This is a genomic window from Pelatocladus sp. BLCC-F211, from assembly GCF_041928655.1.
Taxonomy (GTDB): domain Bacteria; phylum Cyanobacteriota; class Cyanobacteriia; order Cyanobacteriales; family Nostocaceae; genus Pelatocladus.
In genome coordinates this window covers 1-21,216 of the sequence record NZ_JBHFLM010000023.1, presented here as the reverse complement: position 1 = coordinate 21,216, position 21,216 = coordinate 1, and the positions used below count along the sequence as shown (strand labels likewise).

Below are 21,216 nucleotides of genomic sequence, written 5' to 3'. Positions count from 1 at the left end.
GCGCGTTGCGGAGGTTCCACGCCACCTGCTTTATGCCGGGGAACCCGTCCACCGCAGTGGCTCCTCCGTTGTAGCGACTGGCGTCCCGTTGTAGTACCTGGCGTCGGGTTAAGAGCGTTGTAGCACAAGCGCGTGTGTAGGAGGAGTCCTATTTTCAGGCTGGATGGTGAAATTTTTTCATTGGGTCTGCCTTGAGAGCAATGGCGTTAGTTGCAAAATATAGTTAAGCTTTGTTACATATAGAACTCACACTTTGTCCTCGTAATTTATTTTTATCCCGATTGTGAGCAAGAGCTAAAAAATGTTAATGTCTGCCAGTTCGGAGTTTATTGATCTGTGTCGAGAGCAAATGGCGTTACTAGTCCAAGGGCTAGGAGCGTCTTTGAGTGTCGTATATTTAACACAAGAATTGGTAGAGGCTCCAACAAATGAAGCGAAATTGATTCCACTGGTGGTTTATCCGGAAACGGCGGTTGGAGTTCAACGTGCAAATGCTTTAGCATTGCCAAAACTGAATCACAGGTTATTGGCAGCAGCAAAAGATTTTCCTACCCCATTAAATGCGGAGACCGAAGATAGAACTTCACAAAATGTACAAGAGGAGTATCTATTAAGCGGCGACAAAATCGTTTTACCTCTGGTCTATCAAGATGTAGTCATGGGGTTACTGGTGACAGCCAGAGAAGACAGGACATGGAATGAACAGGAGCGCGATCGCATTGAAAGTATAGCTAGAACACTGGCGATCGCCTGTATTTTAGACCAGCGACGCACATGGTTGGAGATGCAGTTGCATCAACAACAAATCCTGCAAGAAAAACAGCAGGATTTACTAGATAATCTCTTGCATCAATTTCGTAATCCTCTGACAGCATTGCGAACTTTTGGGAAGCTGCTTCTGAAACGACTGCGGCCAGGAGATGCTAACCGAGAAGTTGCAGAAAGTATAGTGCGGGAAAGCGATCGCCTACAAGAATTATTGAAGAAATTTGATGAAGTGATTGATTTGGGAGTAGAAAATTTAGCACCTTTAAAACTACCAGAACAACAAGAAATATTTGTAGAAGCAACTGTAGAAAAAGAACACAAACCAGCATTATTATTACCAGGAACAGGAGAAAAAGAAGCAGATTGCTATATATCTGAGATATTGCAACCATTGTTAGTTTCAGCGCAAGCAATAGCCCAAGAACGTAACCTACAACTTACAACAAATATTCCATCTTATTTACCGTTAGTACACGCTAACCGTAAGGCATTAACAGAAGTATTTAGTAACATCATCGATAATGCTTTAAAATACACTCCTGCGGGTGGCAAGATATTAATAGAAGCGGGACAACAAAAAGACAATTTGCAAGGAGTTGCAATTACAGACACAGGTCCCGGTATTCCAGTCGAAGATTTGGAACATCTGGGTGAACGCCGTTACCGGGGTGTACAAGCTCAAACTAAAATTCCTGGAACAGGGTTAGGGATAGCTATCGCTAAACAACTAATAGAACAAATGCAGGGAGAAATTGAAGTAAAAAGCCCTGCTTTAAACTCAGCTATTACATCACCCCAAACAGCAGGAACTACTTTTATTGTGTGGTTGCCAATTGCTCATGGATAGTGGTAAATAACTAACAACCAACAATCAACAACTAACTATCTAAGTAAGTTGGTGAGAATAAATCAAACTATGTTAAGTAACGTAAAATTATTTAAATAAGTTCGTAGTAAGGACTTTAGTCCTTTCTGGAGGGCTAAAGTCCTTACTACGAACCTTTGATTATTTACGCTGTCTTACTTACATCCCAACTCTTGTAAAAGTACATGTTGCAAGAGGTTTATTATTTATCAATAACAGAGGGTTTCCCACACAGGAAACCCCTCGAATTAGGGTCATCAGTTTGTAAAATGATGAAAGTCACAATTTAAATTTTGTTCATTTTAGAAGCGGGAGACAACCAAATTAGAGTTGAGAGTAACATCTAAATCTTGTTGTGGGTTAATGACAACAACCTCTACTTCTCTTCTACGTAGTAAAACACTTGCTAAAGCACCAGCTGCACCACCTGCTACAGGTTCTAGAGTTTCAATTTTTTTGTTACCTGTAAGCAGAGAAATCACAGTAGCAGCACCGGCCCCAATAGCTGCATCTGTTAGTATCGTACCAGTCTTAGCTCCTTTTTTGATAGTTTCTTTTCTGGTAACTACACGAGAAGTTGCATCAATAGACTGTCTTCTACCATCACTAAACACTAATTCTTCGGCGACAAACTGAGAACCTTTTACTCCATTGATAGTTCTAGGTTGCAATTTTCCTTCAATTTTCGTTCCCGCAGGTATGAGAACATTTCGATTTCCGTCTACAACGTTCTGTGCAACTTCCAAGGTTACAGATGTCGTTTCATCAGGAGTGACAATAATTTTATCCTTCTTGAAAGTAACAGGAATTGTCACTCCTGGAGGAATTGAAACTGTACTTGACTGACTAATTGGTTGAGTTGGTCTAGTGAAAATAGCTGGTTGTTGTGCAGTTGCAGCACGAGTAAACAAAGGTACTGTGACACTTGTTGACATTACCATTGCCATGAATGCTGTTGTTCCAGATTTCCAATTAAGTAAGCTATTCATATATATTCCTTCTTTGTCCTAGTAAGTAATGACGTGATATTACTGAATATTGTTTCTGAGTTATATTCAACCTGTCTATTGGTCTATACCAACGGGTGAAATTATGCACTGGACGACCAATGACTATTAATTTTCCTAAATTGACGATTTTAGCATCTGCATAATACTTCAGTTAATCAAAAATTTGAATTATTATTGACTATTTAAGAAAATACTCGCTGCTTTTACATATTCTTCAGGTGTATTAATATCTAGAGTAACTGCTGGGTCATTAAAGTCTACTTTGCAAATAAAGGAGTAAAAATTTTGAAGAACTTGACGTAATCCTAAAGTTTCTTCGTGAATATTTTCTAAATGCGATCGCATCTCTTTTGCAAATAACAACGGATGACCTATTTTACTTTTATATATTGGTGCAGTAATAAAGGCTGAATGATATTTATGTGCTTGCAGAAGTTGTTGATACACTGATGATTTCCGAGGTTGATCAACAGCAGAAATTGCTACAATCTCAGCATTAGCAGGAATATTTTGTAATCCTGCAAGAATAGAAGTTGTTTTCCCAGCATTTGTTTCAGGATGAATCACAACCAAACTCCCATAAGGACAATCTGTTTGTCTGTGAATATTGTGTGTACCCAACACTATCACAGGTGTAAAACCAGCTATTAGCCACTGTTCTAGCTGGTATGTCAATAATGTTTTCCCTCCACACCAAGCTAGTGCGGTTTTACAAGTACCCATGCGCGTGGAAGTACCCGCAGCAAGAATAATTGCAAATATTTGGTTATGAACGTTTGCGTTGACGATCAGGTCAACCGATTTTGGATTTTGGATTTTGGATTTTGGATTTATTCCCCGGATAAATCCGCTTTCTTGTACCATAAAAGAATTATCGGTCAATTACCTCTCCATTACGACTAATGATATTACTATTTCTAAAGGTTAAGAAAGCATCAGGATTTTGATTCCGTCAATCCAAAATCTAAAATCTAAAATTGTTTGACAGTGACAATCCAGTTCCACCACGTCGCACTTTGATTAATTCAGCACAGATACTCACAGCTATTTCCTCTGGTGTGAAAGCACCAATATCTAAACCAATAGGTGCATATATTTGCTGTAACAATTTTGCAGGATAGCCTTCATCTTGTAAGATTTTATATACAGTATGAACTCGTTTTTTACTGCCTATCATACCGATATATTTAGGTTGGTAATTTAGTATCAACCGTAAAGCTGTTAAATCTTGTACATAACCTCTAGTGACTAAAGCAACATATAAATCAGAAGTATTATTTAAAATCTCTTGAATAGCAATAATTGGTTCAGCAATTATCATAGCAGCCTGTGGAAATCGCTGCTTTGTAGCAAAATCTGGACGATCATCTTGGACAATTATTTGAAAACCCGCTATCTTTGCAATCTGCGTCAAGGGAATAGCTATATGTCCTGCACCAAGAATTAATAGTTTCGGTGACGGTAACAAGCATTCAATGAAAGCTTGATCATGCACTAGTAGTGGTGAATTCAGAGATTGCGTTGTTGTTAAATAGGGTTTTTGAGCTTGAGTAAAAGGCGTAATTAAGACTGCTGCTTGCTCTAAATTTAAAATTTGTAAAATTTGCTTGACTAATTCAATGGCTTTCCAACCTGACCACAACTCTAACCATACCAACATTGTGCCACCGCAAATACCCTGGGTTTGTGAATATGGTGCGCCAGATAAATCAATTTCTACAAATTGCTTTTCCTTTGTCTGGAATATTTGCAGTGCTTGCTGATAAACTTTAGCTTCACCGGCACCACCACCGATTGTACCAAAGGTTTCACCATCACTACTGATGAGCATCTTAGCACCGATTTCTCTGGGAACAGAACCCTTAGTGCTGACGACAGTAGCTAAGACGACGGAAGTTTGTTGTAAGGTTTCAGCAAGTACTTGATAAAAATGGATAAGTTGCAATCTTGGTTATTGGTTAGCTAGAGACGCAATATTCCTCGCGTCTGTACAGTTATCAGTTATCGGGTAATTCCCACTGTGTTTACTGTTCAGTGTCTATTTTTTACTCATTCAATGAAATCACCCGATTGGGTGACTCGGTTGGATGAAGGCGATCGCAGTCTAGATTTAGACAATATGAGTGGGTGATCAGAGCGAGTTTACCCAGTGTAGCGCAAAATTTTAATTGATGCGTGAATTTATCCGGAAGCCTGCCATTAGAGTTTGTAGTTATGTGTGTTCCTAAAGATGAGATATACACAAAAAGCGATATCTCAAATCAAAAAAGAAACTTGCAATAATTTTGCATAAAACTCAAGAACCCAACTGTATACATATATAGGAAAAGGTTCAAACTCAAAACCTAAAAAATATAGAAGTTCTAAACTTAAAGGAAAAATCATGACTAGCTTTACTCAAATCCAAAGACGAAACGACGTACTCTCTCCTGTACGTGAATGGTTAGAATCTATCGATGTTCACAACGCTAAATTAGCCCATTATCTATGCAAACTTATTCCTGCACAATGTCCTTTTGAACGTGATGTTATAGTATTTGGTCGGAAGCTTTTCCACATTCCACCAATGTGTAAACTCAATCCTCTTTATGAAGAAGTTGTTGGTTTACGTTTCAAAGCACTTTGCTATCTAGCAGATGAATGTGGTGAAGATGTTACAGCCTATTGCTAAGAATTCATGTTTAAGTGTAATGACAAACTGAATTTTATAGCAATGTAGTTAATTTAATTGATATTCTTCACTATTAGCTTTGAGAATATACTTAATGAGCATCACTTTCCCATCAAATTCTAGAGGTTTTTGTCAGCAAGAAAAGCTATATTAATTGGGACAAAACCTCTGGATCAAATAAAATAATTGATTGATATTGATATTAATAATATAGTTGCAAATTCACAAAATTTTCCATTGCGATCGCTTCATCCAAATTCTACGCTAAGTTTATCAATTTTTGCTTAATTTATATCTTGCATATTAACGTCAGTTCAATAAATGTTATCGGACTATACTGTTGACTCGCCCGCAGCCACACAAGTATACTATTAGTCAACAGTGTTCGACAATTGATCACTTTTTAGAACCAAGTATTACACAGTTAAAATATAGTTCTTTTGCAACTGGATGTTTTAGAATAGTAGTTATTTTCGTGTAATTTTTAGCACAACCTAACCGGAATGAAGCCAGTCGCAGATACTACTAATTTTCCAGCATATACACAAGAACAGCCGCCAGTGGTTCTCACTTCTGAGTTGCGAAAGGTTTACCGTACTGGCTTCTTTTTAAATCAAAAAATTATATCCCTTAAAAGTTGTTCTTTAACTGTTTACAAAGGAGAAACCTTTGGGTTACTGGGACAAAATGGTGCTGGTAAAACCACGCTATTAAAATTGTTACTAAATATTATTCGTCCCACCTCTGGACGGGGATTGCTTTTAGGTAAACCATTAGGCGACCGCACAGTCAAAGAACGTATTGGTTATTTACCAGAAAATCCTTATTTTTACGACTATCTTACTGGTTGGGAATTTATACAGCTAGTAGCCGGGTTATTTCAAATTCCTGCAAATGTACAACGTCAACGCATTCCTCAATTGCTAGAATTAGTGGGTTTATCGCAAGCTGATGCTCGCAACAAGCAAATGCGTCGCTACTCTAAAGGTATGCTTCAGCGAGTGGGTATGGCACAAGCACTAATTAACGATCCAGAAGTGGTGTTTTTAGATGAACCGATGTCTGGATTAGATCCGGTAGGACGCTTGCAAATGCGAGAAGCTATCCTATCACTCAAAGCCGCAGGCAAAACAATTTTTTTCAATAGTCATATTTTAAGTGAAGTAGAACAAATTTGCGATCGCATTGCCATTCTTGCTCAAGGTGAATTGATTTGTTCTGGTTCCCTCAATGAACTCTTGGGAACATACAATACATATCATGTTAAAGGTCAAGGTGGCGATTGGGAAATTCTGCAAAAATGGATTCCTAATCTAGAATTTGTGTCTCATGGTTATTGGCAAGGTGAATTGCAAGGTGACGCCTATGATTTTTTTGCAAGTCTAAATCTCATGGGTGGGCAAATAATTAGTATGAATTTGTCTCGTCTATCTTTAGAAGAGTTTTTCATGCAACAAATTCAAAAATATAAAATATAGGTTAAAAGTCAAGGTTTATCCGATTTTAGATATTGGATTGTTTCCAATTCTAAAATCTGGGGGCTTGTACCATTAAATAATTATCGTTAAAATGTCAAAAATAATTAAATTGGTCATTATATTATGAACAAGCACTAGTAACTAATCCCAACTAACTGTTAACTAAATTGATTGTAATTATTGCCACAATTATTTTCACGAAAATAAAGTATGTCAAAAAGCTAATTGAAATTAGCTTCATTAAAAATTCAAATTCTACATACGATCTCTTTTCTGAAGCATAGGGTTTTTTCTGAAAATAATATTATTGGGGAACCCAAATATTTAAGTATAGTCAACGATAAACTGATAAGACAGTGCTTTACTCATGGTATTTCAGGTAAATATGCTTAATACAAGTTTGTGGAAAATTTTTAGTCAGCCAGTAGCAGGGTTGCTGTTTTTCACCCTAGCATTGACAAATTTGTTACCTGTGGTCATGGCTCAAACACAGATACCAACTGTGAAACAATGCCTAGACCAAGAGTTGGCTGACAGTAGAAATACACAAGCTTCGTACTCAGGGTATACATTAGGAGGAGGCGATCGCATCCGTGTCAATGTCTTTGAAGTTGAGGAGTACACTGGTGAGTACACCATTCCTCCTGGTGGAGCAATCAATTTAGCTTTAATTGGCACTGTACCTGTTCAAGGTTTATCAACAGAGCAGGCTGCTAACGTTATTGAATGTGCTTATAAAACTTATTTGAAGCGTCCGATCATTTCAGTGAATTTGTTATCGCCTCGTCCGATTAATGTGACTGTAGCCGGAGAAGTATCACGACCAGGGGCTTACAGTCTCAGTTTAGCAGGAGGTGCAGGTCAAGATCCTGGGGTACAATACCCAACTGTGATGTCAGCACTGACAACAGCTAAAGGTGTTACTCAAGCCGCAGACGTCACCAAAGTACAACTACGACGCAAGTTGGGATACGGGCCAGAACAAGTTATTACCCTTGATTTACAGAAATATATCCAAACAGGTACTTTACCTCAAGATGTAACTCTGCGGGATGGCGACACGGTTTTTGTACCAACAGCAAATACCTTGAATTTGGCAGATGCGCGTAACTTATCGGCTGCTAGCTTTGCTGCTGATATCACCCAACCCCGCTCAGTAGCGGTAACTGGTGAAGTAAACCGTCCAGGAACCTATCTTGTCACTCAAGGACAGGCTGAGGGTGCAGGCGCTGGAACAACAACTGGAACTGGTGCGCCGGCTATTTCTGGTCAACCAACTGTGTCACGAGCAATTCAACTTGCTGGTGGGATCACAACTCAAGCTAATATTCGCGATATCATTATTCGCCGACCAACAAGAACTGGCTCAGAACAACAAATTAAGGTCAATTTCTGGCAATTACTCCAAGGCGGTGATATCAATCAAGACATCGTTGTTCAAGATGGTGATACAATCGTTATCCCCACTGCCACCGAAGTCAACCCAGCAGAAGCTACCCAACTAGCAAACACCACTCTCTCTCCGTCACGTATGCAAGTCGGTATTGTAGGAGAAGTCAAAAATCCAGGAAGAGTTGAAGTTCTGCCTAATAGCTCATTGAATCAAGCTATACTCGCAGCAGGTGGGTTTAATGATGCTAGAGCCAGAAGTTCCACCGTGGATTTGATTCGTCTCAATCCTGACGGTTCTGTCACCAAGCGCAGTGTTAAAATGGACTTCTCCGCAGGAATTAACGAGAAAACCAACCCCATACTTCGCAATAATGATGTTGTAATTGTTAAGCGTTCTAATCCAGCTATAGCTGGTGATACTATCGGTGCGATCTTTAATCCTATAGGTGCTGTCTTCGGTATTATCAGATCCATATTCACTGGGTTTTAACAGTTATCAGTTAACAGTAAACAGTTATCCGGTCTATTGCTGGCTTTAAATCCACATCAATTGCTGGAAAGTTGTAGTGACAAGTTCAAATTCGTTACTATTAAGCCTGATAACTGATAACTGATACGAAACTGTTTCTAGGCTGATAATGTCATCAGTTATATGAGTTCCCAATAACCAGTGACTAGTATGCAATTTCAGCTTGGCAGACAGCGACGTCATAAATCCTGGAAACATTCATTACTTTGTACCCTAACTCTAGTTTTGAGTTGGGGTACAGCGATGCCTGCAACTTTTGCAGCAGAAACAGTTACTATTCGCTTGGGGCCATTTCAACAGTCAGTAGCGATCGCGGATTTAGAAAAATTTGCCAAAACTGGAAATCTACCAGACAATCTGCAAATATTTTCAGCAATACTCACACCCCAAATTAGAGAATTACTGACAAAGCGTTTAGAAATCAATCCAGCTGTTGCTGACAAATTCGTTGCAGAATTAAAGCAAAACCCCGCAGGTAAACAATTTATCTCATCTTTGTCAGCAATCATACCAGGTAGTAGTGCTGAAAGTCTCCAAGCAACCCTCAATTTAGCACTGCGGCAAGTCAATGGTTTGAGTGCGCTGGGTTTTTTAAGAGCATACCCACAACAAAACGTAACAGTAGACGCCTCTCAAGCAGTTTCTGTGGCGTTGGAATTAAACCCGAACTACTGGCAAAGTCAACTTTTTGGAGCCGTATTATCACGGCAAGAAACTGCTAAAAATAGCACGTTATTACCAACTAAATTTAATCCCGCGACTCCTGGTAAGCAAACAGTTCAGCAACAGACACTTACTCTCCAAGACCGACAACGGAATCGTAGTATACCCGTAGATGTTTATTGGAGTCATGGCAATGCCCAAAATCCAATGGTTGTGATTTCTCACGGATTTGGAGCAAATCGTCAATTTTTGAGGTACTTAGCTCATCATCTTGCTTCCTACGGGATTACTGTCGCTGCAATTGAACATCCAGGTAGCAATGTCACTGCTATTAGTAGAGCCTCAAATCAAGCCAATCTCAAGAGATTATTACCTGCAACTGAATTTATTGACCGACCCAAGGATATCAGCTTTGCACTCAACGAACTAGCAAAACTAGATAAACAGCCAGGACAGCTACAAGGAAAACTCAATACAAATCAAGTTACTGTGATTGGCCATTCTTTAGGTGGTTATACTGCCTTAGCTTTACTAGGAGCAGAGGTTGACTTGCAACAATTGCGGCAATTCTGTAACAATTCTTTAGGTATTGGTCAATCTGCTGGTGATTGGTTACAGTGTGCAGCAACTTCTTTACCAGAACAAAAACTTCAACTCAAAGATGAAAGGGTTAAAAGTGCGATCGCTCTTAACCCTATGATTGGTGATCTGTTTGATCAAAAGGCGTTATCTAGAGTCAAAAAACCAGTTCTAATTTTAACTGGAACCGAAGATCCGATCACTCCCGCCCTTAAGCATCAAATTACACCCTTTAGCCAATTAGGAGGTGAAAAATATTTACTCAGTGCTGTTGGTGGTACGCACTTGAGTATTAGCGATCCTACCTATCAGTCCAGTGATACTACTACTATCGTCAAAGAACGACAAGGAGAACAAACTAAAGCCTTACGTCAGTTGCTACAAGGTGTAAGTTTGGCATTTATCAAACAACAGACGCCAGAAGCCAAAACTTATCAACCGTTTCTGACATCAGCTTATGCTCAATCTTTTTCCACGTCCAATCTACCCTTGAGTCTTATTTCAGAATTACCAGCAAATCTAAAACCTTGGGTAAAAGGGGAAAGGGGATAAGAGTGTAAGGGTATAGGGGTGTAGGGGTGTAAGGCAAGTACGCTCTACTACTTGGTCAATTTGATCACAAATTAGCGCTTGCAACTATGCCTGCGAAAGTGCTTTAATAGCCTTGCTTCTTCCTAGAGGTCTTGTCTGAACTCATTACTTGTGATATTAACTTATCGAAAGCCTTCGCTCTCTAGCGCTTGGCTTTAGTAACTATATTCAAACTATAAACACAAAAAATTAGGACAGAGTAGAATTAAGTCCTTAAAGTAAAAAGTAAATTCCCTCAAAGCTTAATCAGGAGCATGTATGGAACCAATTATTGCTATAGTTTTAGTCCTTATAGGCTATGCTTTAGGCTCTGCCAAACTAATTAATGAAGGAAATGAAGCTCTGGTGGAGCGTTTAGGCAAGTATCATCGCAAACTTGACCCAGGACTAAACTTTATTATTCCTTTGCTAGATCAAATAGTGATGGAAGATACCAAAAGAGAACAAATCTTAGACATCAAACCTCAAAACATTATCACTAAAGATAATACCTCTGTAGAAATTGATGCAGTAGTTTACTGGCATATTCAAGATATCAGAAGAAGTTATTACGAGATCGAAGACTTGCAAAGCGCCCTGACACAATTGTCTACAACCACTATTAGAGAAGTCCTGGCTCAACACACCTTGGAAGAAACTAATGTCTCCCGCAGTGATATAGATAGAGACATACTAGATGCTTTAAATGCAATTACACCAAAGTGGGGAGTAGAAGTTATTCGGGTAGATATTCAAAGTATTACCTTACCCGAAAGTGTACGGAAGTCGATGGAAGAGCAGCGAGCTGCTGAAATTAAAAGTCGTGCTGCTATTTTAGAAGCAGAAGGAGAACGGCAAGCCGCAGTTAAAAAAGCAGAAGGAACTAAGAGATCGATGGAAATCATTTCGGAAGCCTTACGTGATGACTCTGTGAATAAGGATATTCTGCGGTATCTTGTAGCACAGGATTATATTAATGCCAGCTACAAACTAGGTGAAAGTGAAAATGCCAAAGTCGTGTTTGTAGACCCAGGGAAATCGGCTGACATGATGGAATTTATTTCTGAGGCAGTATCCCAAGAAGGTAATAACAAGAAATCAGAAAATGGTTCTTTATAAGAAGCTCATTTGTCAATGATCTAATTCTTAACAACCAACAACTAATTACGACTGTCGAAAAATTGCATCTGTAACTAAGCAAACATCATGCATTTGCTTGACATCGTGAACCCGCAGGATATCGGCTCCTGTAAAGATTGCAGCACAACACGCCGCAGCCGTTCCCCAGACACGGGCTTTCGGATCTGGTTGGTCTAAAATGCGACCAATAAAACTTTTACGCGATGGCCCTACCAAAATAGGGCAATTGAGCTTTCTTAGTTCTGGCAAGCGGCGAAAAATTTCTAAATTTTGTTCGTAGTTCTTGGCAAAACCAATACCAGGATCAATAATAATTTGTGTTTGATTAATACCCGCAGCTATTGCTACTGCAATTCGTTCTGATAAAAAATTACAAATTTCACCCATCAAATCTTGATAATCAGTCATTTTTTGCATATCTTGTGGATTTCCACGGATATGCATTAAAATAATAGGCACACCCATTTTTGCTACAGAGGGTAACATTTCTGGGTCAAATATGCCTCCGGAAATGTCATTAACTATATCGGCGCCTGCTTTTACCGCAGCGATCGCCACTGCGGAGCGTGTGGTATCTATAGAAATTGGTACGGAAATTTCTGGACGTAATACCTGCAATACAGGTAAAACACGATCAAGTTCTTCAGCAATTGATATTTGCTCGGCTCCTGGTCGAGTTGATTGGCCTCCAATATCAATAATATCTGCTCCAGCGGCTTGGAGTGCTTGCGCCTGTGTCAAAGCAGTAGCGATCGCATTAAATTCGCCACCATCACTAAAACTGTCAGGGGTGACATTTAAAACGCCCATCAAATAAGTCCGCCGTCCCCATTCAAAGGCGCGATCGCGAATCATCAAGTTGCTTGTCATTTCTACAGGGTAGGTGGGCAATGCCCACCACATTAGTTGTAATTCACTGATAATTCACAATCCGGGCAAAACTTGCAGGTTCTAAACTTGCTCCTCCCACCAACACACCATCAATTTCTGGCTGGGCCATAATTTCATCAATATTATTCGGTTTGACTGAACCGCCATATTGAATTGGGACATCAGGATTTTTTAATTGCTTACGAATAACAGCAATGACGCGATTGGCTTCAGTGGTTTCACAGGTATCACCGGTACCAATTGCCCAAATGGGTTCGTAAGCAATCACTAAATTTGTCTGATCAACATTCACTAGACCTTTTTCTAGCTGGCTGATAATTAGCGATTCCGTTTCCCCTGCATCTCGTTGTTGCTTTGTTTCGCCTACACATAAAATCGGGGTCAAACCATTCTTTTGAGCAGCTTTGAGGCGTAAATTGACGGTTTCATCCGTTTCGCCAAAATACTGCCGTCGTTCACTATGACCGACAATTACATAGCGTATTCCTACTTCTTGTAACATCGGCCCGGAAATTTCACCCGTATAGGCACCACTGTCTTCCCAATGAACATTTTGCGCCCCCAGTTGTACACGACTACCATGCAAACTCTTAGATAAAAGATTTAAATCAGTGAAGGGGACGCACAATACCACTTCTCTGCCTTGGGGAGTCTCTTCTAAGGCAGACAGAAATCCTTGTAAAAACTCTTGGGACTCTGCCTGAGTTTTGTACATTTTCCAGTTTCCGGCAATTACTATTTTCCGCACAGGTGATTTCGTCAAGCTCAAAACTATACACAATGCAATTTTCAGTTTAGGACTTTTTGTTAATTATTTGTTAATTTGTTAGTCATTTGTCATTGGTCATTGGTCATTTGTTAACAGAAGGCGATTTTCCCAAAAAAACACCTTCTGAATGCGAATAGATGAGTGCGCGTGCCTCTAAAGCTAACTAAACTCAATCGTATCGACGAAGTTGATAATACTCTGCTTCAGATTTTGGGCTTCTTGTTTAACACCCGCCGGAGTTTCACCATCACAAAAGCTGCGCTGGCTACTGACTATATACAAAAAGTCTCCATCAATAAATGCTAACAATCCTCGATAAGCATCACATTTGACAGCAGTACCGTTGTTCCCTGTTTTAGGAACTGTTGAGCCTTCGGGCATATTTACTAATGCAAAGTAAGCGCCTTCTAATACATCTGACAGATATTCAGTGTAATCCACGGAAGCATCTGGTAAATTAGATGCGATCGCACTAGGCACATACTTGTTCAAAAGAATAGACCTTAAATATTCCTCCTGTCCTACAGATTCCATGTCATCCATTTGTTGAGGAGGCAGAGAACTATAATCGATTCTGAATAAAGAACCAACGTCATCAGAAAAAGTTACTATTCCTTCTTGACTATCAATCATTGCACCCTGTTGCAGGCTGGATGGAACAGGGACTGTAAAATTGCCAGCAGGTGACTCATATATTGGCTGGCTAGAGATTGATTCTAGTAAGTCTTCATCATCATCTTCTTCTAGGAAGTCTTCATCTTCTGCTTCTTCAAAAGCGGTAATCACTTCTTCTACAATTTCCTTCGCTTCGTCATCTTCTAGTTCCAAGGCTTGTTGTAGCTTCTTGAGTAGAGTTGCTTTCCCCCTGGGAATACGCAAATCTTCTTCATCTACTAGCATACTCACCCCCGCAGCAAAGGCATCTGGGATTAATTCATCATCCAATGATTCATAAGCAGTGTTGAAAAGTGTTCCGACTCCTTCATCTTCAGCTAAGGCTACAAGTTTATCGATCATTTCTAATAATTCATCATCGGAATATTCGTCAAAAATTTCAAATCCCCAGAGAATATCCGTCAATAGTTCCGCGTCTACATCTTCTATGGAAGAGTCAGCAATTGCAGTCACAACCGCGACGGCTGCGATCGCTTCATTTGGATTGAGTGATTCTTCCAACACCTCTTCCGACTCAAAAAATTTGTCGTACTTACCCATGATTTTTCCTCCGTTGTCTGCTGTGATTGGGTAGTTTCCCAATGGCTGAAGTCATTAGTTTGCAATTGTTAGGCTCAAATAACCAAGACTTACTAAGTAGTAATGATTGAATTTGTTATTTAATAACCTGTTCTTAATCTTCTTACGAACCACCAAGCACCATATACTATATGGACATCTTATGTGCGGCAAAGCATTTTCATAGGTTATGCTATTTCAGATTTGAAATTTTGGATCGTTGAAGCTTGATGTATTAAGTACCTTGATATTTCATCTATAGTATTCATTTTCTGTATTGATGGTTAGTTAGGATTTGAGCATATATTTTTGCATCAAATTGAAAAACCATTTTACATGTGTTATCTCCTTTATGGGATATACTGAGCTACGAAGTCTACTACTTATTTTTTTTTGAAAGAAAGCGTTGGGCAATATCCTTATAGAAATTGGGATCTGTCCAGTAACCTAAATGCGCCTTTTCCCCCCAAGTAGTTTCATATTCCATTCGTATATTATCTAAGCTGTCGTAATAATCTAAGTGGCCACTAATTGGATCTTGTAGATGATAATAATTTACCCAGCGAATTTTTTCTAGTTGGCATTCTACTGGGTTTTTAGTCAAGTATGGAGTTAACCGAATATATAAAGGCTTTACACGAAAAGAATTTAAGTGTTCTAATATTCTCTGTCTAATATACTGATGCTGCTCTGCCATTTCTCTGAAGAAAAAAGCAATCTTATCTAATGGAGATCCAAAAGTAATTAATCCTGTAATTTTATCAACAAGCAAACTTTTACCCCGATCTTGAGATAGACTTGCTTCTATGCATAAAAGATTCAAGGTGTCGTAAGCAATACAGCTACCGAGAGAATGTCCAGCTATGATTACTTGGTCATAATTTGCTGATTTATCCTTGAGAATGGCTTTGAGCAGTGTTAATGATTCCGCTAGTATTTGTTCACGAATTTTATGGTAAGGGGATTTTACAGTGGTGGTGGTATATATAGCAACATCGCCCACCATATTTACTAGCAAAGGAGTTATCAATTGTCTGCTTAATTTCCAAGCTGGTTGTAAAAACTTGCCTTGAAGAAATGGACTTAATAATAGTAGAATTACGTAAATAATTAGTCGTAACCAAGGATATATTATTTTAAATAACCGTAAAAAGATAGTTAGCCAGCGTAAGCGATATTTAAAAAAACTATTCCAATTTTTTTCTTTTAAAATATCATCTAATTTAGATTCATTTTCCTTGCGACTATAAAATGCAATTGTCCCCTCTAGTGTCTGATCTGCCCATTGTAATACTTCTGATACACTAATTTGATTTTCCGTATCTGCTGCCCAATAATATTCGTGAATATCTATAAAATCATCTGCTGGAAATTCAGTAGGGCTAAGACGCACAAAGCTTTCTATCCAAGGATTGCCATTAGGTAGTCTTCGTTTAGCAATTAAGTGTTCTAACATGATTGGTAAACTCTGCCCTTCAAAGTGTTTAACTAAATTTTGGGCAAAATAATCTACTGTTTCATAAGGTATTTGTTCACCTACGCCGTGGATAATAATAAATGCTGTACGTCCTTGGAGAAATTTAATACTAATATCTTGAGTATTCATAATTATTTAACCCTTTCTGAGTTGTTGTTAGTTCTGAGTTGGTAGTTGTTTGTTACGGCAGACAACTACCAACCAACAACCACTAACAAATTAAAGGATTATCACAAATCAAAAAAATTAGCTATTTTTGGTAGTAACTGGTTACAATCTGTAACTAACTGACTGGTAGCAGGTAATTCAGCAATCGTTGCTTTTAAAATTTTGAGTGCTGTTTTAGCAAACTTTCGCATGTTCGTTATTGTAGGATTTAGCCTAACAGTAACTGTTCTGTTCCGACAAAATTATGCCCCAACCGACGTGCGTCTTCCTGTGCTAGCATCACGATTTGACAGATTTTTTTGTGAAGCACTCAAACATACTCTACCCCTTGAGTGAAATCAAAAAAGGCATCTATATAGATTCAGGATTAACAGATATAATTTCGGAAATATAAAATGCAGATTTATTCGCTCTAGTCATTTTCAGAGCAACTCTAAAATTAAATAAAATTTTCTCTATAACTTTGGACATAGTGATTCCAAATAAAATATAAAGTAGATTACTAATATATAGGCATATTGAAGTTAGTCAATAAAGAGACGAACTATTTCAGACTAATAAACTTAATTGCTCGTCTTTGCTGAACAAGAAAAAAGTTTAACAGGAGTATATACGGGTGGCAATAGTTATAAAAGAGACTGCTCAACCAACTTCCAAAGAGCGATCGCTCATTCTCTGGTTAAATGAAGTTGGTATTGGTGATATACCGCTAGTTGGTGGCAAAAATGCATCTTTGGGTGAGATGATTCAACAATTAATACCCAAAGGTGTAAACGTACCAATGGGGTTTGCTACTACTGCTTATGCTTATCGTTACTTCATTGAGTCTGCTGGATTAGAAGCACAACTGCGGGAATTGTTTACTGACTTAGATGTTGATAATGTCAATAATTTACGCGAACGAGGTAAAAAAGCGCGATCGCTACTCATACATACACCATTTCCACCAGAATTGCGTGATGCGATCGCCCGTGCATATCAAACTTTGTGTGAACAGTATTATCTCGATACAGATGTAGCGGTTCGTTCTAGCGCCACCGCGGAAGATTTACCCGATGCAAGTTTTGCGGGACAGCAAGAAACCTACCTCAATGTCACAACAACTGCGGGAGTTTTAGCAGCTTGTCATAAATGTTTTGCTTCTTTATTCACTGATCGCGCTATTTCTTATCGTCAGATTAAAGGCTTTGATCACTTTAACATTGCCCTCGCCGTCGGTGTGCAGAAAATGGTGCGTTCTGACTTAGCATCTGCTGGAGTCATGTTCACCATAGAAACTGAAACAGGTTTCAAAGATGCAGCACTGATTACAGCTGCCTATGGTTTAGGAGAAAATGTTGTTCAAGGTGCAGTAAATCCTGATGAATATTATGTTTTTAAACCGACATTAAAAGCCGGATTTCGCTCAATTATTGATAAAAAATTGGGCAGCAAAGAATTAAAAATGGTTTATGACGATGGCTCTAAATTTACTAAAAATATCCTAGTTTCCAATCCAGAAAAAAATAAATTTGCTCTTACAGATGATGAAATTTTACAACTAGGACATTGGGCTTGTTTGATAGAAGACCATTATTCTCAAGTTCACGGTGTCTACACCCCGATGGATATTGAGTGGGCAAAAGATGGTATTACTAATCAATTATTTGTTGTCCAAGCGCGTCCAGAAACAGTCCAATCTCAGAAAAGCCAGAATGTGTTGCGAACTTATAGACTTGCAATGGGACATGGAGGACAGGGAGGACAAGGGGGACAAGAAAGAATTTCTCTTTTGTCTTTCCCTGATCCCCGTTGCCCCTTATCCCCAGAGGGGACCCCACGTTCCCCGATCCCCGTACTCTATGAGAAGCCGCTGACGCGTCTACGCGAAGCGTCTCCTCTGGAGAATCCCTTAGTAACGGGACGTGCTGTCGGTTCCGCAATTAGTCAAGGAAAAGCACGAATAATTTGCGAAGTCAGCAAAATTGACCAATTCCAACCAGGGGAAGTTCTGGTGACAGATAGAACTGACCCCGACTGGGAACCAATTATGAAGCGTGCTAGTGCGATTATTACTAATTCTGGGGGACGCACCTGTCATGCTGCAATTATTGCTAGAGAACTTGGCGTACCTGCTATTGTGGGATGTGGGAATGCGACGGAAGTATTAAAAAGTGGTCAGGAAGTAACAGTTTCTTGTGCTGAAGGAGAAGAAGGAAAAGTTTACCCAGGATTACTACCTTTTGATGTACAAGAAGTTGCTTTAGAAGATTTACCTCGTACCCGCACCCAAATTTTCATGAATGTGGGTAATCCCCAGGAAGCTTTTAGTTTATCTGCAATTCCTAACGATGGGGTTGGTTTGGCGCGGACTGAATTTATTATCGCCAATCACATTCAAACCCATCCCATGGCATTAATTAAATATGATCAACTAGAAGATCAATTTGTTAAGGAAAAAATTGCAGAAATTACCGCTCTTTATGATGACAAACCACAGTATTTTGTTGATAAATTAGCGCAAGGTATTGGCAGAATTGCCGCAGCATTTTATCCTAAACCAGTAATTGTGAGAATGTCAGACTTTAAGAGTAACGAGTATGCAAATTTACTCGGTGGTAGACAATTTGAACCCAAAGAAGAAAACCCCATGCTGGGTTGGCGGGGGGCTGCACGTTATTATGATCAAGGCTATCGCGAAGGTTTTGCTTTAGAGTGTCAGGCTATGAAGCGAGTCCGCGAAGAAATGGGTTTAGTTAACATTATCCCGATGATTCCTTTTTGTCGAACTCCTGATGAAGGGCGGTTAGTGTTGGCTGAAATGGCAAAAAATGGTCTACATCAAGGTGAGAATGGTTTGCAAGTTTATGTGATGTGCGAATTGCCTAATAATGTCATAATGGCTGAGGAGTTTGCTGAGGTATTTGATGGGTTTTCAATTGGTTCTAATGATTTAACTCAGCTAACACTAGGCATAGACAGAGATTCAGCCTTAGTAGCAGGGTTGTTTGACGAACGCAGTCAAGGAGTCAAGCAAATGGTAAAAATGGCGATCGCTGCGGCGAAAAAGCATAATCGCAAAATTGGTATTTGCGGACAAGCACCTAGTGATTACCCAGAATTTGCTCAGTTTTTAGTGGAACAAGGAATTGATTCAATTAGTCTAAATCCTGATTCTGTATTAAAAACCATGCTAGAAGTGGCGAAAGTAGAGGGAAGGGATCGGGGATCAGGGATCGGGGACAAGGGAGACAAGGGGGAGATCAACACCAATACTCAATGACAAATGACAAATGACAAATGACCATTGACTATTGACTATTGACTATTGACTATTGACCAATGACTAAAAAATGGTTTTGGATAGGCATTGCAGGTATATTTCTTCTATCACTTTTCCTACGATTTTGGGGATTAGGGAGATTTAATACCTTAGTATTTGATGAGGTTTACTATGCTAAATTTGGCAATAACTATCTCACTCACACTCCATTTTTTGATGGTCATCCACCGCTTGGTAAACTGATAATTGCATCGGGAATGTGGATTAGCGATCGCATTCCCTTTTGGCATGATCAGGTAAATGGCTTAACAGGTAAATTGCGGCCAGCTTGGAGTTATCGTTGGCTTAATGCTCTGTTTGGCTCATCTATTCCCTTAATTATTACAGGAATTGCCTATCAATTAAGTTCTCGTCGTGGTTTTGCTTTATTGGCGGGTTTATTCACGGCTTGTGACGGTATATTTATCGTTGAGTCTCGCTACGCTTTGATCAATATATATATAGTTATCTTTGGATTATTAGGACAGTTATTGTTCTTATTAGCCTTAGCTCATCACAGACAACAGCGTAGACTTTACCTCATACTTGCTGGGGTTGCTTTTGGTGCTTCTGCTGCTACAAAATGGAACGGTTTGTGGTTTTTATTAGGTGCTTATCTGATTTGGATTTTCGCCTGGGGATGGAAATTTATCGGAACAATCAGTCAGGCTAATATTGCTAGAGAAAGCCGTAATTTATGGGAGCATGAAAACGAAACATCCCTATTACAAAACTTGACGCAGCTAAATTTTGTGAGCTTTTTCTTTTATTTAGGAATTATTCCAGCATTCATCTACAGCCTGATTTGGATTCCTCATTTATTAATCAACAGAAGATATAATTTTATTGAAGTTCATAAACAAATTTTGCTGTTTCATGAGCGTTTAGGTGGTAATACTCCCACAGTCCACCCTTACTGTGCTGGATGGTATAAATGGCCTTTGCTGACTAGACCAATGGCGTATTTATACGAAACAGCAACAAATCTCAAAGAACCCCTTCCTGTATTTGGACCACCTTTACCTAGCGGTACTGGCAAAGTAATTTATGATGTTCATGCAATGGGGAATCCGTTTTTGTGGTGGTTTGGTGTCATTGCTCTGTTATTGTTAGTAGTAATGTTGGGGTGGCAAGCGATAAGTTTTTTGGTGAAGAAAAAGCATTTTGCGATCGCGCCAAGACTTTCTGTTGATAATTGGATTGCTTTATATTTGATTTTAAATTATGCCGCCAATTTGCTGCCTTGGGTAAGAGTAAATCGCTGTCTTTTTATCTATCACTACATGACAGCTGTTGTGTTCGCTTTTATGGCGATCGCTTGGTTAGTAGATCAATGTCTTCGCAGTTATTCCAAGGTACTCCGCGCTGTTGGTGTTACGATTACGTTTACAATTCTGACAGCTTTTGTTTTCTGGCTACCGCTTTATTTAGCTTTACCCCTCTCACCTCAAGCTTATAAATTGCGGATGTGGTTCCATTCTTGGATTTAGGTTGTTGAGAATCAAGCGATCGCACGTTTGATAGAAATTTTTTTGCAAAATCACAGGTTCTAAAAATAACTAACCCAGATGTCAATACGGTTCAGTTAAGGCTAAAAACTAAAACTAGCGTAGGTTGGGTTGAGGAACGTAGACGCGCCCTGCGCGGCTTCTCGCAGAGTAACCCAACATTATCAAGGCTTTGTTGGGTTTCGCTTGCACTCAACCCAACCT

17 protein-coding genes and 1 pseudogene are annotated in these 21,216 nt (G+C 39.2%); 8 read left to right on the top strand and 10 right to left on the bottom strand.

What is annotated here, in order from left to right:
* Nucleotides 1-301 precede the first annotated feature (301 nt).
* Nucleotides 302-1,615 (top strand): ATP-binding protein, encoded by a 1,314-nt coding sequence (locus ACE1AT_RS01835; RefSeq protein ID WP_374865608.1) that lies wholly within the window; start codon nucleotides 302-304, stop codon nucleotides 1,613-1,615.
* A gap of 320 nt (nucleotides 1,616-1,935) precedes the next feature.
* Here ACE1AT_RS01835 and ACE1AT_RS01830 read toward each other — a convergent pair whose 3' ends face one another.
* From ACE1AT_RS01830 to ACE1AT_RS01820, 3 genes are all read right to left on the bottom strand, one after another.
* Complete coding sequence (locus ACE1AT_RS01830; RefSeq protein WP_374865607.1) at nucleotides 1,936-2,622, bottom strand: conjugal transfer protein TrbI; 687 nt, start codon at nucleotides 2,620-2,622, stop codon at nucleotides 1,936-1,938.
* 192 nt (nucleotides 2,623-2,814) lie between these two features.
* Nucleotides 2,815-3,507 carry an NTP transferase domain-containing protein gene (locus tag ACE1AT_RS01825; protein WP_374865606.1) on the bottom strand — a complete coding sequence of 231 codons (693 nt, stop codon included), beginning with the start codon at nucleotides 3,505-3,507 and terminating at the stop codon, nucleotides 2,815-2,817.
* A gap of 100 nt (nucleotides 3,508-3,607) precedes the next feature.
* A complete protein-coding gene (locus tag ACE1AT_RS01820; RefSeq protein WP_374865605.1) occupies nucleotides 3,608-4,588 on the bottom strand; it encodes an XdhC family protein in 981 nt (326 codons plus the stop codon).
* 438 nt (nucleotides 4,589-5,026) lie between these two features.
* Here ACE1AT_RS01820 and ACE1AT_RS01815 point away from each other — a divergent pair, with 438 nt between their 5' ends.
* The 3 genes from ACE1AT_RS01815 (at nucleotide 5,027) to ACE1AT_RS01805 (ending at nucleotide 8,674) form a co-directional block, all read left to right on the top strand.
* A complete protein-coding gene (locus ACE1AT_RS01815) occupies nucleotides 5,027-5,314 on the top strand; it encodes a Mo-dependent nitrogenase C-terminal domain-containing protein (protein WP_374865604.1) in 288 nt (95 codons plus the stop codon).
* A 503-nt stretch (nucleotides 5,315-5,817) separates the two neighbouring features.
* Nucleotides 5,818-6,792: an ABC transporter ATP-binding protein gene (locus tag ACE1AT_RS01810; RefSeq protein WP_374865603.1), complete on the top strand. Its 975-nt coding sequence runs from the start codon at nucleotides 5,818-5,820 to the stop codon at nucleotides 6,790-6,792.
* A gap of 385 nt (nucleotides 6,793-7,177) precedes the next feature.
* Nucleotides 7,178-8,674: an SLBB domain-containing protein gene (locus tag ACE1AT_RS01805; RefSeq protein WP_374865602.1), complete on the top strand. Its 1,497-nt coding sequence runs from the start codon at nucleotides 7,178-7,180 to the stop codon at nucleotides 8,672-8,674.
* Between the two features lie 45 nt (nucleotides 8,675-8,719).
* Here ACE1AT_RS01805 and ACE1AT_RS01800 read toward each other — a convergent pair whose 3' ends face one another.
* Nucleotides 8,720-8,896, bottom strand: a complete 177-nt coding sequence (locus tag ACE1AT_RS01800; RefSeq protein ID WP_374865610.1) for a hypothetical protein — start codon at nucleotides 8,894-8,896, stop codon at nucleotides 8,720-8,722.
* Between ACE1AT_RS01800 and ACE1AT_RS01795 the strand changes: the two genes are divergently transcribed.
* Nucleotides 8,864-10,507 carry an alpha/beta hydrolase gene (locus tag ACE1AT_RS01795; protein WP_374865601.1) on the top strand — a complete coding sequence of 548 codons (1,644 nt, stop codon included), beginning with the start codon at nucleotides 8,864-8,866 and terminating at the stop codon, nucleotides 10,505-10,507. The genes ACE1AT_RS01800 and ACE1AT_RS01795 overlap by 33 nt on opposite strands.
* A gap of 297 nt (nucleotides 10,508-10,804) precedes the next feature.
* Nucleotides 10,805-11,644, top strand: a complete 840-nt coding sequence (locus ACE1AT_RS01790; protein ID WP_374865600.1) for an SPFH domain-containing protein — start codon at nucleotides 10,805-10,807, stop codon at nucleotides 11,642-11,644.
* Nucleotides 11,645-11,689: 45 nt separating this feature from the next.
* On the opposite strand, the gene folP is transcribed toward ACE1AT_RS01790, so the two are convergent.
* From folP to ACE1AT_RS01760, 6 genes and pseudogenes are all read right to left on the bottom strand, one after another.
* Nucleotides 11,690-12,535 carry a dihydropteroate synthase gene (gene folP, locus ACE1AT_RS01785; protein ID WP_374865609.1) on the bottom strand — a complete coding sequence of 282 codons (846 nt, stop codon included), beginning with the start codon at nucleotides 12,533-12,535 and terminating at the stop codon, nucleotides 11,690-11,692.
* 43 nt (nucleotides 12,536-12,578) lie between these two features.
* Nucleotides 12,579-13,271 carry a triose-phosphate isomerase gene (gene tpiA / locus ACE1AT_RS01780; protein WP_374865599.1) on the bottom strand — a complete coding sequence of 231 codons (693 nt, stop codon included), beginning with the start codon at nucleotides 13,269-13,271 and terminating at the stop codon, nucleotides 12,579-12,581.
* A 213-nt stretch (nucleotides 13,272-13,484) separates the two neighbouring features.
* Nucleotides 13,485-14,540: a hypothetical protein gene (locus ACE1AT_RS01775; protein ID WP_374865598.1), complete on the bottom strand. Its 1,056-nt coding sequence runs from the start codon at nucleotides 14,538-14,540 to the stop codon at nucleotides 13,485-13,487.
* Between the two features lie 397 nt (nucleotides 14,541-14,937).
* On the bottom strand, nucleotides 14,938-16,164 hold the full coding sequence (locus tag ACE1AT_RS01770; RefSeq protein ID WP_374865597.1) for a hypothetical protein: 1,227 nt from the start codon (nucleotides 16,162-16,164) through the stop codon (nucleotides 14,938-14,940).
* Nucleotides 16,165-16,265: 101 nt separating this feature from the next.
* Entirely contained in the window at nucleotides 16,266-16,394 is a 129-nt protein-coding gene (locus ACE1AT_RS01765) for a hypothetical protein (protein ID WP_374865596.1), read from the bottom strand.
* A 20-nt stretch (nucleotides 16,395-16,414) separates the two neighbouring features.
* Nucleotides 16,415-16,521 (bottom strand): annotated as a pseudogene (locus tag ACE1AT_RS01760) (Clp protease N-terminal domain-containing protein); the annotation flags it as partial.
* Between the two features lie 298 nt (nucleotides 16,522-16,819).
* Between ACE1AT_RS01760 and ppsA the strand changes: the two are divergent.
* Together ppsA and ACE1AT_RS01750 are read left to right on the top strand one after the other, a co-directional pair.
* On the top strand, nucleotides 16,820-19,465 hold the full coding sequence (gene ppsA / locus ACE1AT_RS01755) for a phosphoenolpyruvate synthase (protein ID WP_374865595.1): 2,646 nt from the start codon (nucleotides 16,820-16,822) through the stop codon (nucleotides 19,463-19,465).
* Nucleotides 19,466-19,524: 59 nt separating this feature from the next.
* On the top strand, nucleotides 19,525-20,994 hold the full coding sequence (locus ACE1AT_RS01750; RefSeq protein ID WP_374865594.1) for a dolichyl-phosphate-mannose--protein mannosyltransferase: 1,470 nt from the start codon (nucleotides 19,525-19,527) through the stop codon (nucleotides 20,992-20,994).
* Nucleotides 20,995-21,216: the final 222 nt, after the last annotated feature.

Bases quoted from the DNA above. Each gene is read 5' to 3' on its own strand.
- ACE1AT_RS01835 (WP_374865608.1), top strand. From the start codon at position 302: ATGTTAATGTCTGCCAGTTCGGAGTTTATTGATCTGTGTCGAGAGCAA.
- ACE1AT_RS01830 (WP_374865607.1), bottom strand. From the start codon at position 2,622: ATGAATAGCTTACTTAATTGGAAATCTGGAACAACAGCATTCATGGCA.
- ACE1AT_RS01825 (WP_374865606.1), bottom strand. From the start codon at position 3,507: ATGGTACAAGAAAGCGGATTTATCCGGGGAATAAATCCAAAATCCAAA.
- ACE1AT_RS01815 (WP_374865604.1), top strand. From the start codon at position 5,027: ATGACTAGCTTTACTCAAATCCAAAGACGAAACGACGTACTCTCTCCT.
- ACE1AT_RS01810 (WP_374865603.1), top strand. From the start codon at position 5,818: ATGAAGCCAGTCGCAGATACTACTAATTTTCCAGCATATACACAAGAA.
- ACE1AT_RS01805 (WP_374865602.1), top strand. From the start codon at position 7,178: ATGCTTAATACAAGTTTGTGGAAAATTTTTAGTCAGCCAGTAGCAGGG.
- ACE1AT_RS01795 (WP_374865601.1), top strand. From the start codon at position 8,864: ATGCAATTTCAGCTTGGCAGACAGCGACGTCATAAATCCTGGAAACAT.
- ACE1AT_RS01800 (WP_374865610.1), bottom strand. From the start codon at position 8,896: ATGACGTCGCTGTCTGCCAAGCTGAAATTGCATACTAGTCACTGGTTA.
- ACE1AT_RS01790 (WP_374865600.1), top strand. From the start codon at position 10,805: ATGGAACCAATTATTGCTATAGTTTTAGTCCTTATAGGCTATGCTTTA.
- folP (WP_374865609.1), bottom strand. From the start codon at position 12,535: ATGACAAGCAACTTGATGATTCGCGATCGCGCCTTTGAATGGGGACGG.
- tpiA (WP_374865599.1), bottom strand. From the start codon at position 13,271: ATGTACAAAACTCAGGCAGAGTCCCAAGAGTTTTTACAAGGATTTCTG.
- ACE1AT_RS01775 (WP_374865598.1), bottom strand. From the start codon at position 14,540: ATGGGTAAGTACGACAAATTTTTTGAGTCGGAAGAGGTGTTGGAAGAA.
- ACE1AT_RS01770 (WP_374865597.1), bottom strand. From the start codon at position 16,164: ATGAATACTCAAGATATTAGTATTAAATTTCTCCAAGGACGTACAGCA.
- ACE1AT_RS01765 (WP_374865596.1), bottom strand. From the start codon at position 16,394: ATGCGAAAGTTTGCTAAAACAGCACTCAAAATTTTAAAAGCAACGATT.
- ACE1AT_RS01750 (WP_374865594.1), top strand. From the start codon at position 19,525: ATGACTAAAAAATGGTTTTGGATAGGCATTGCAGGTATATTTCTTCTA.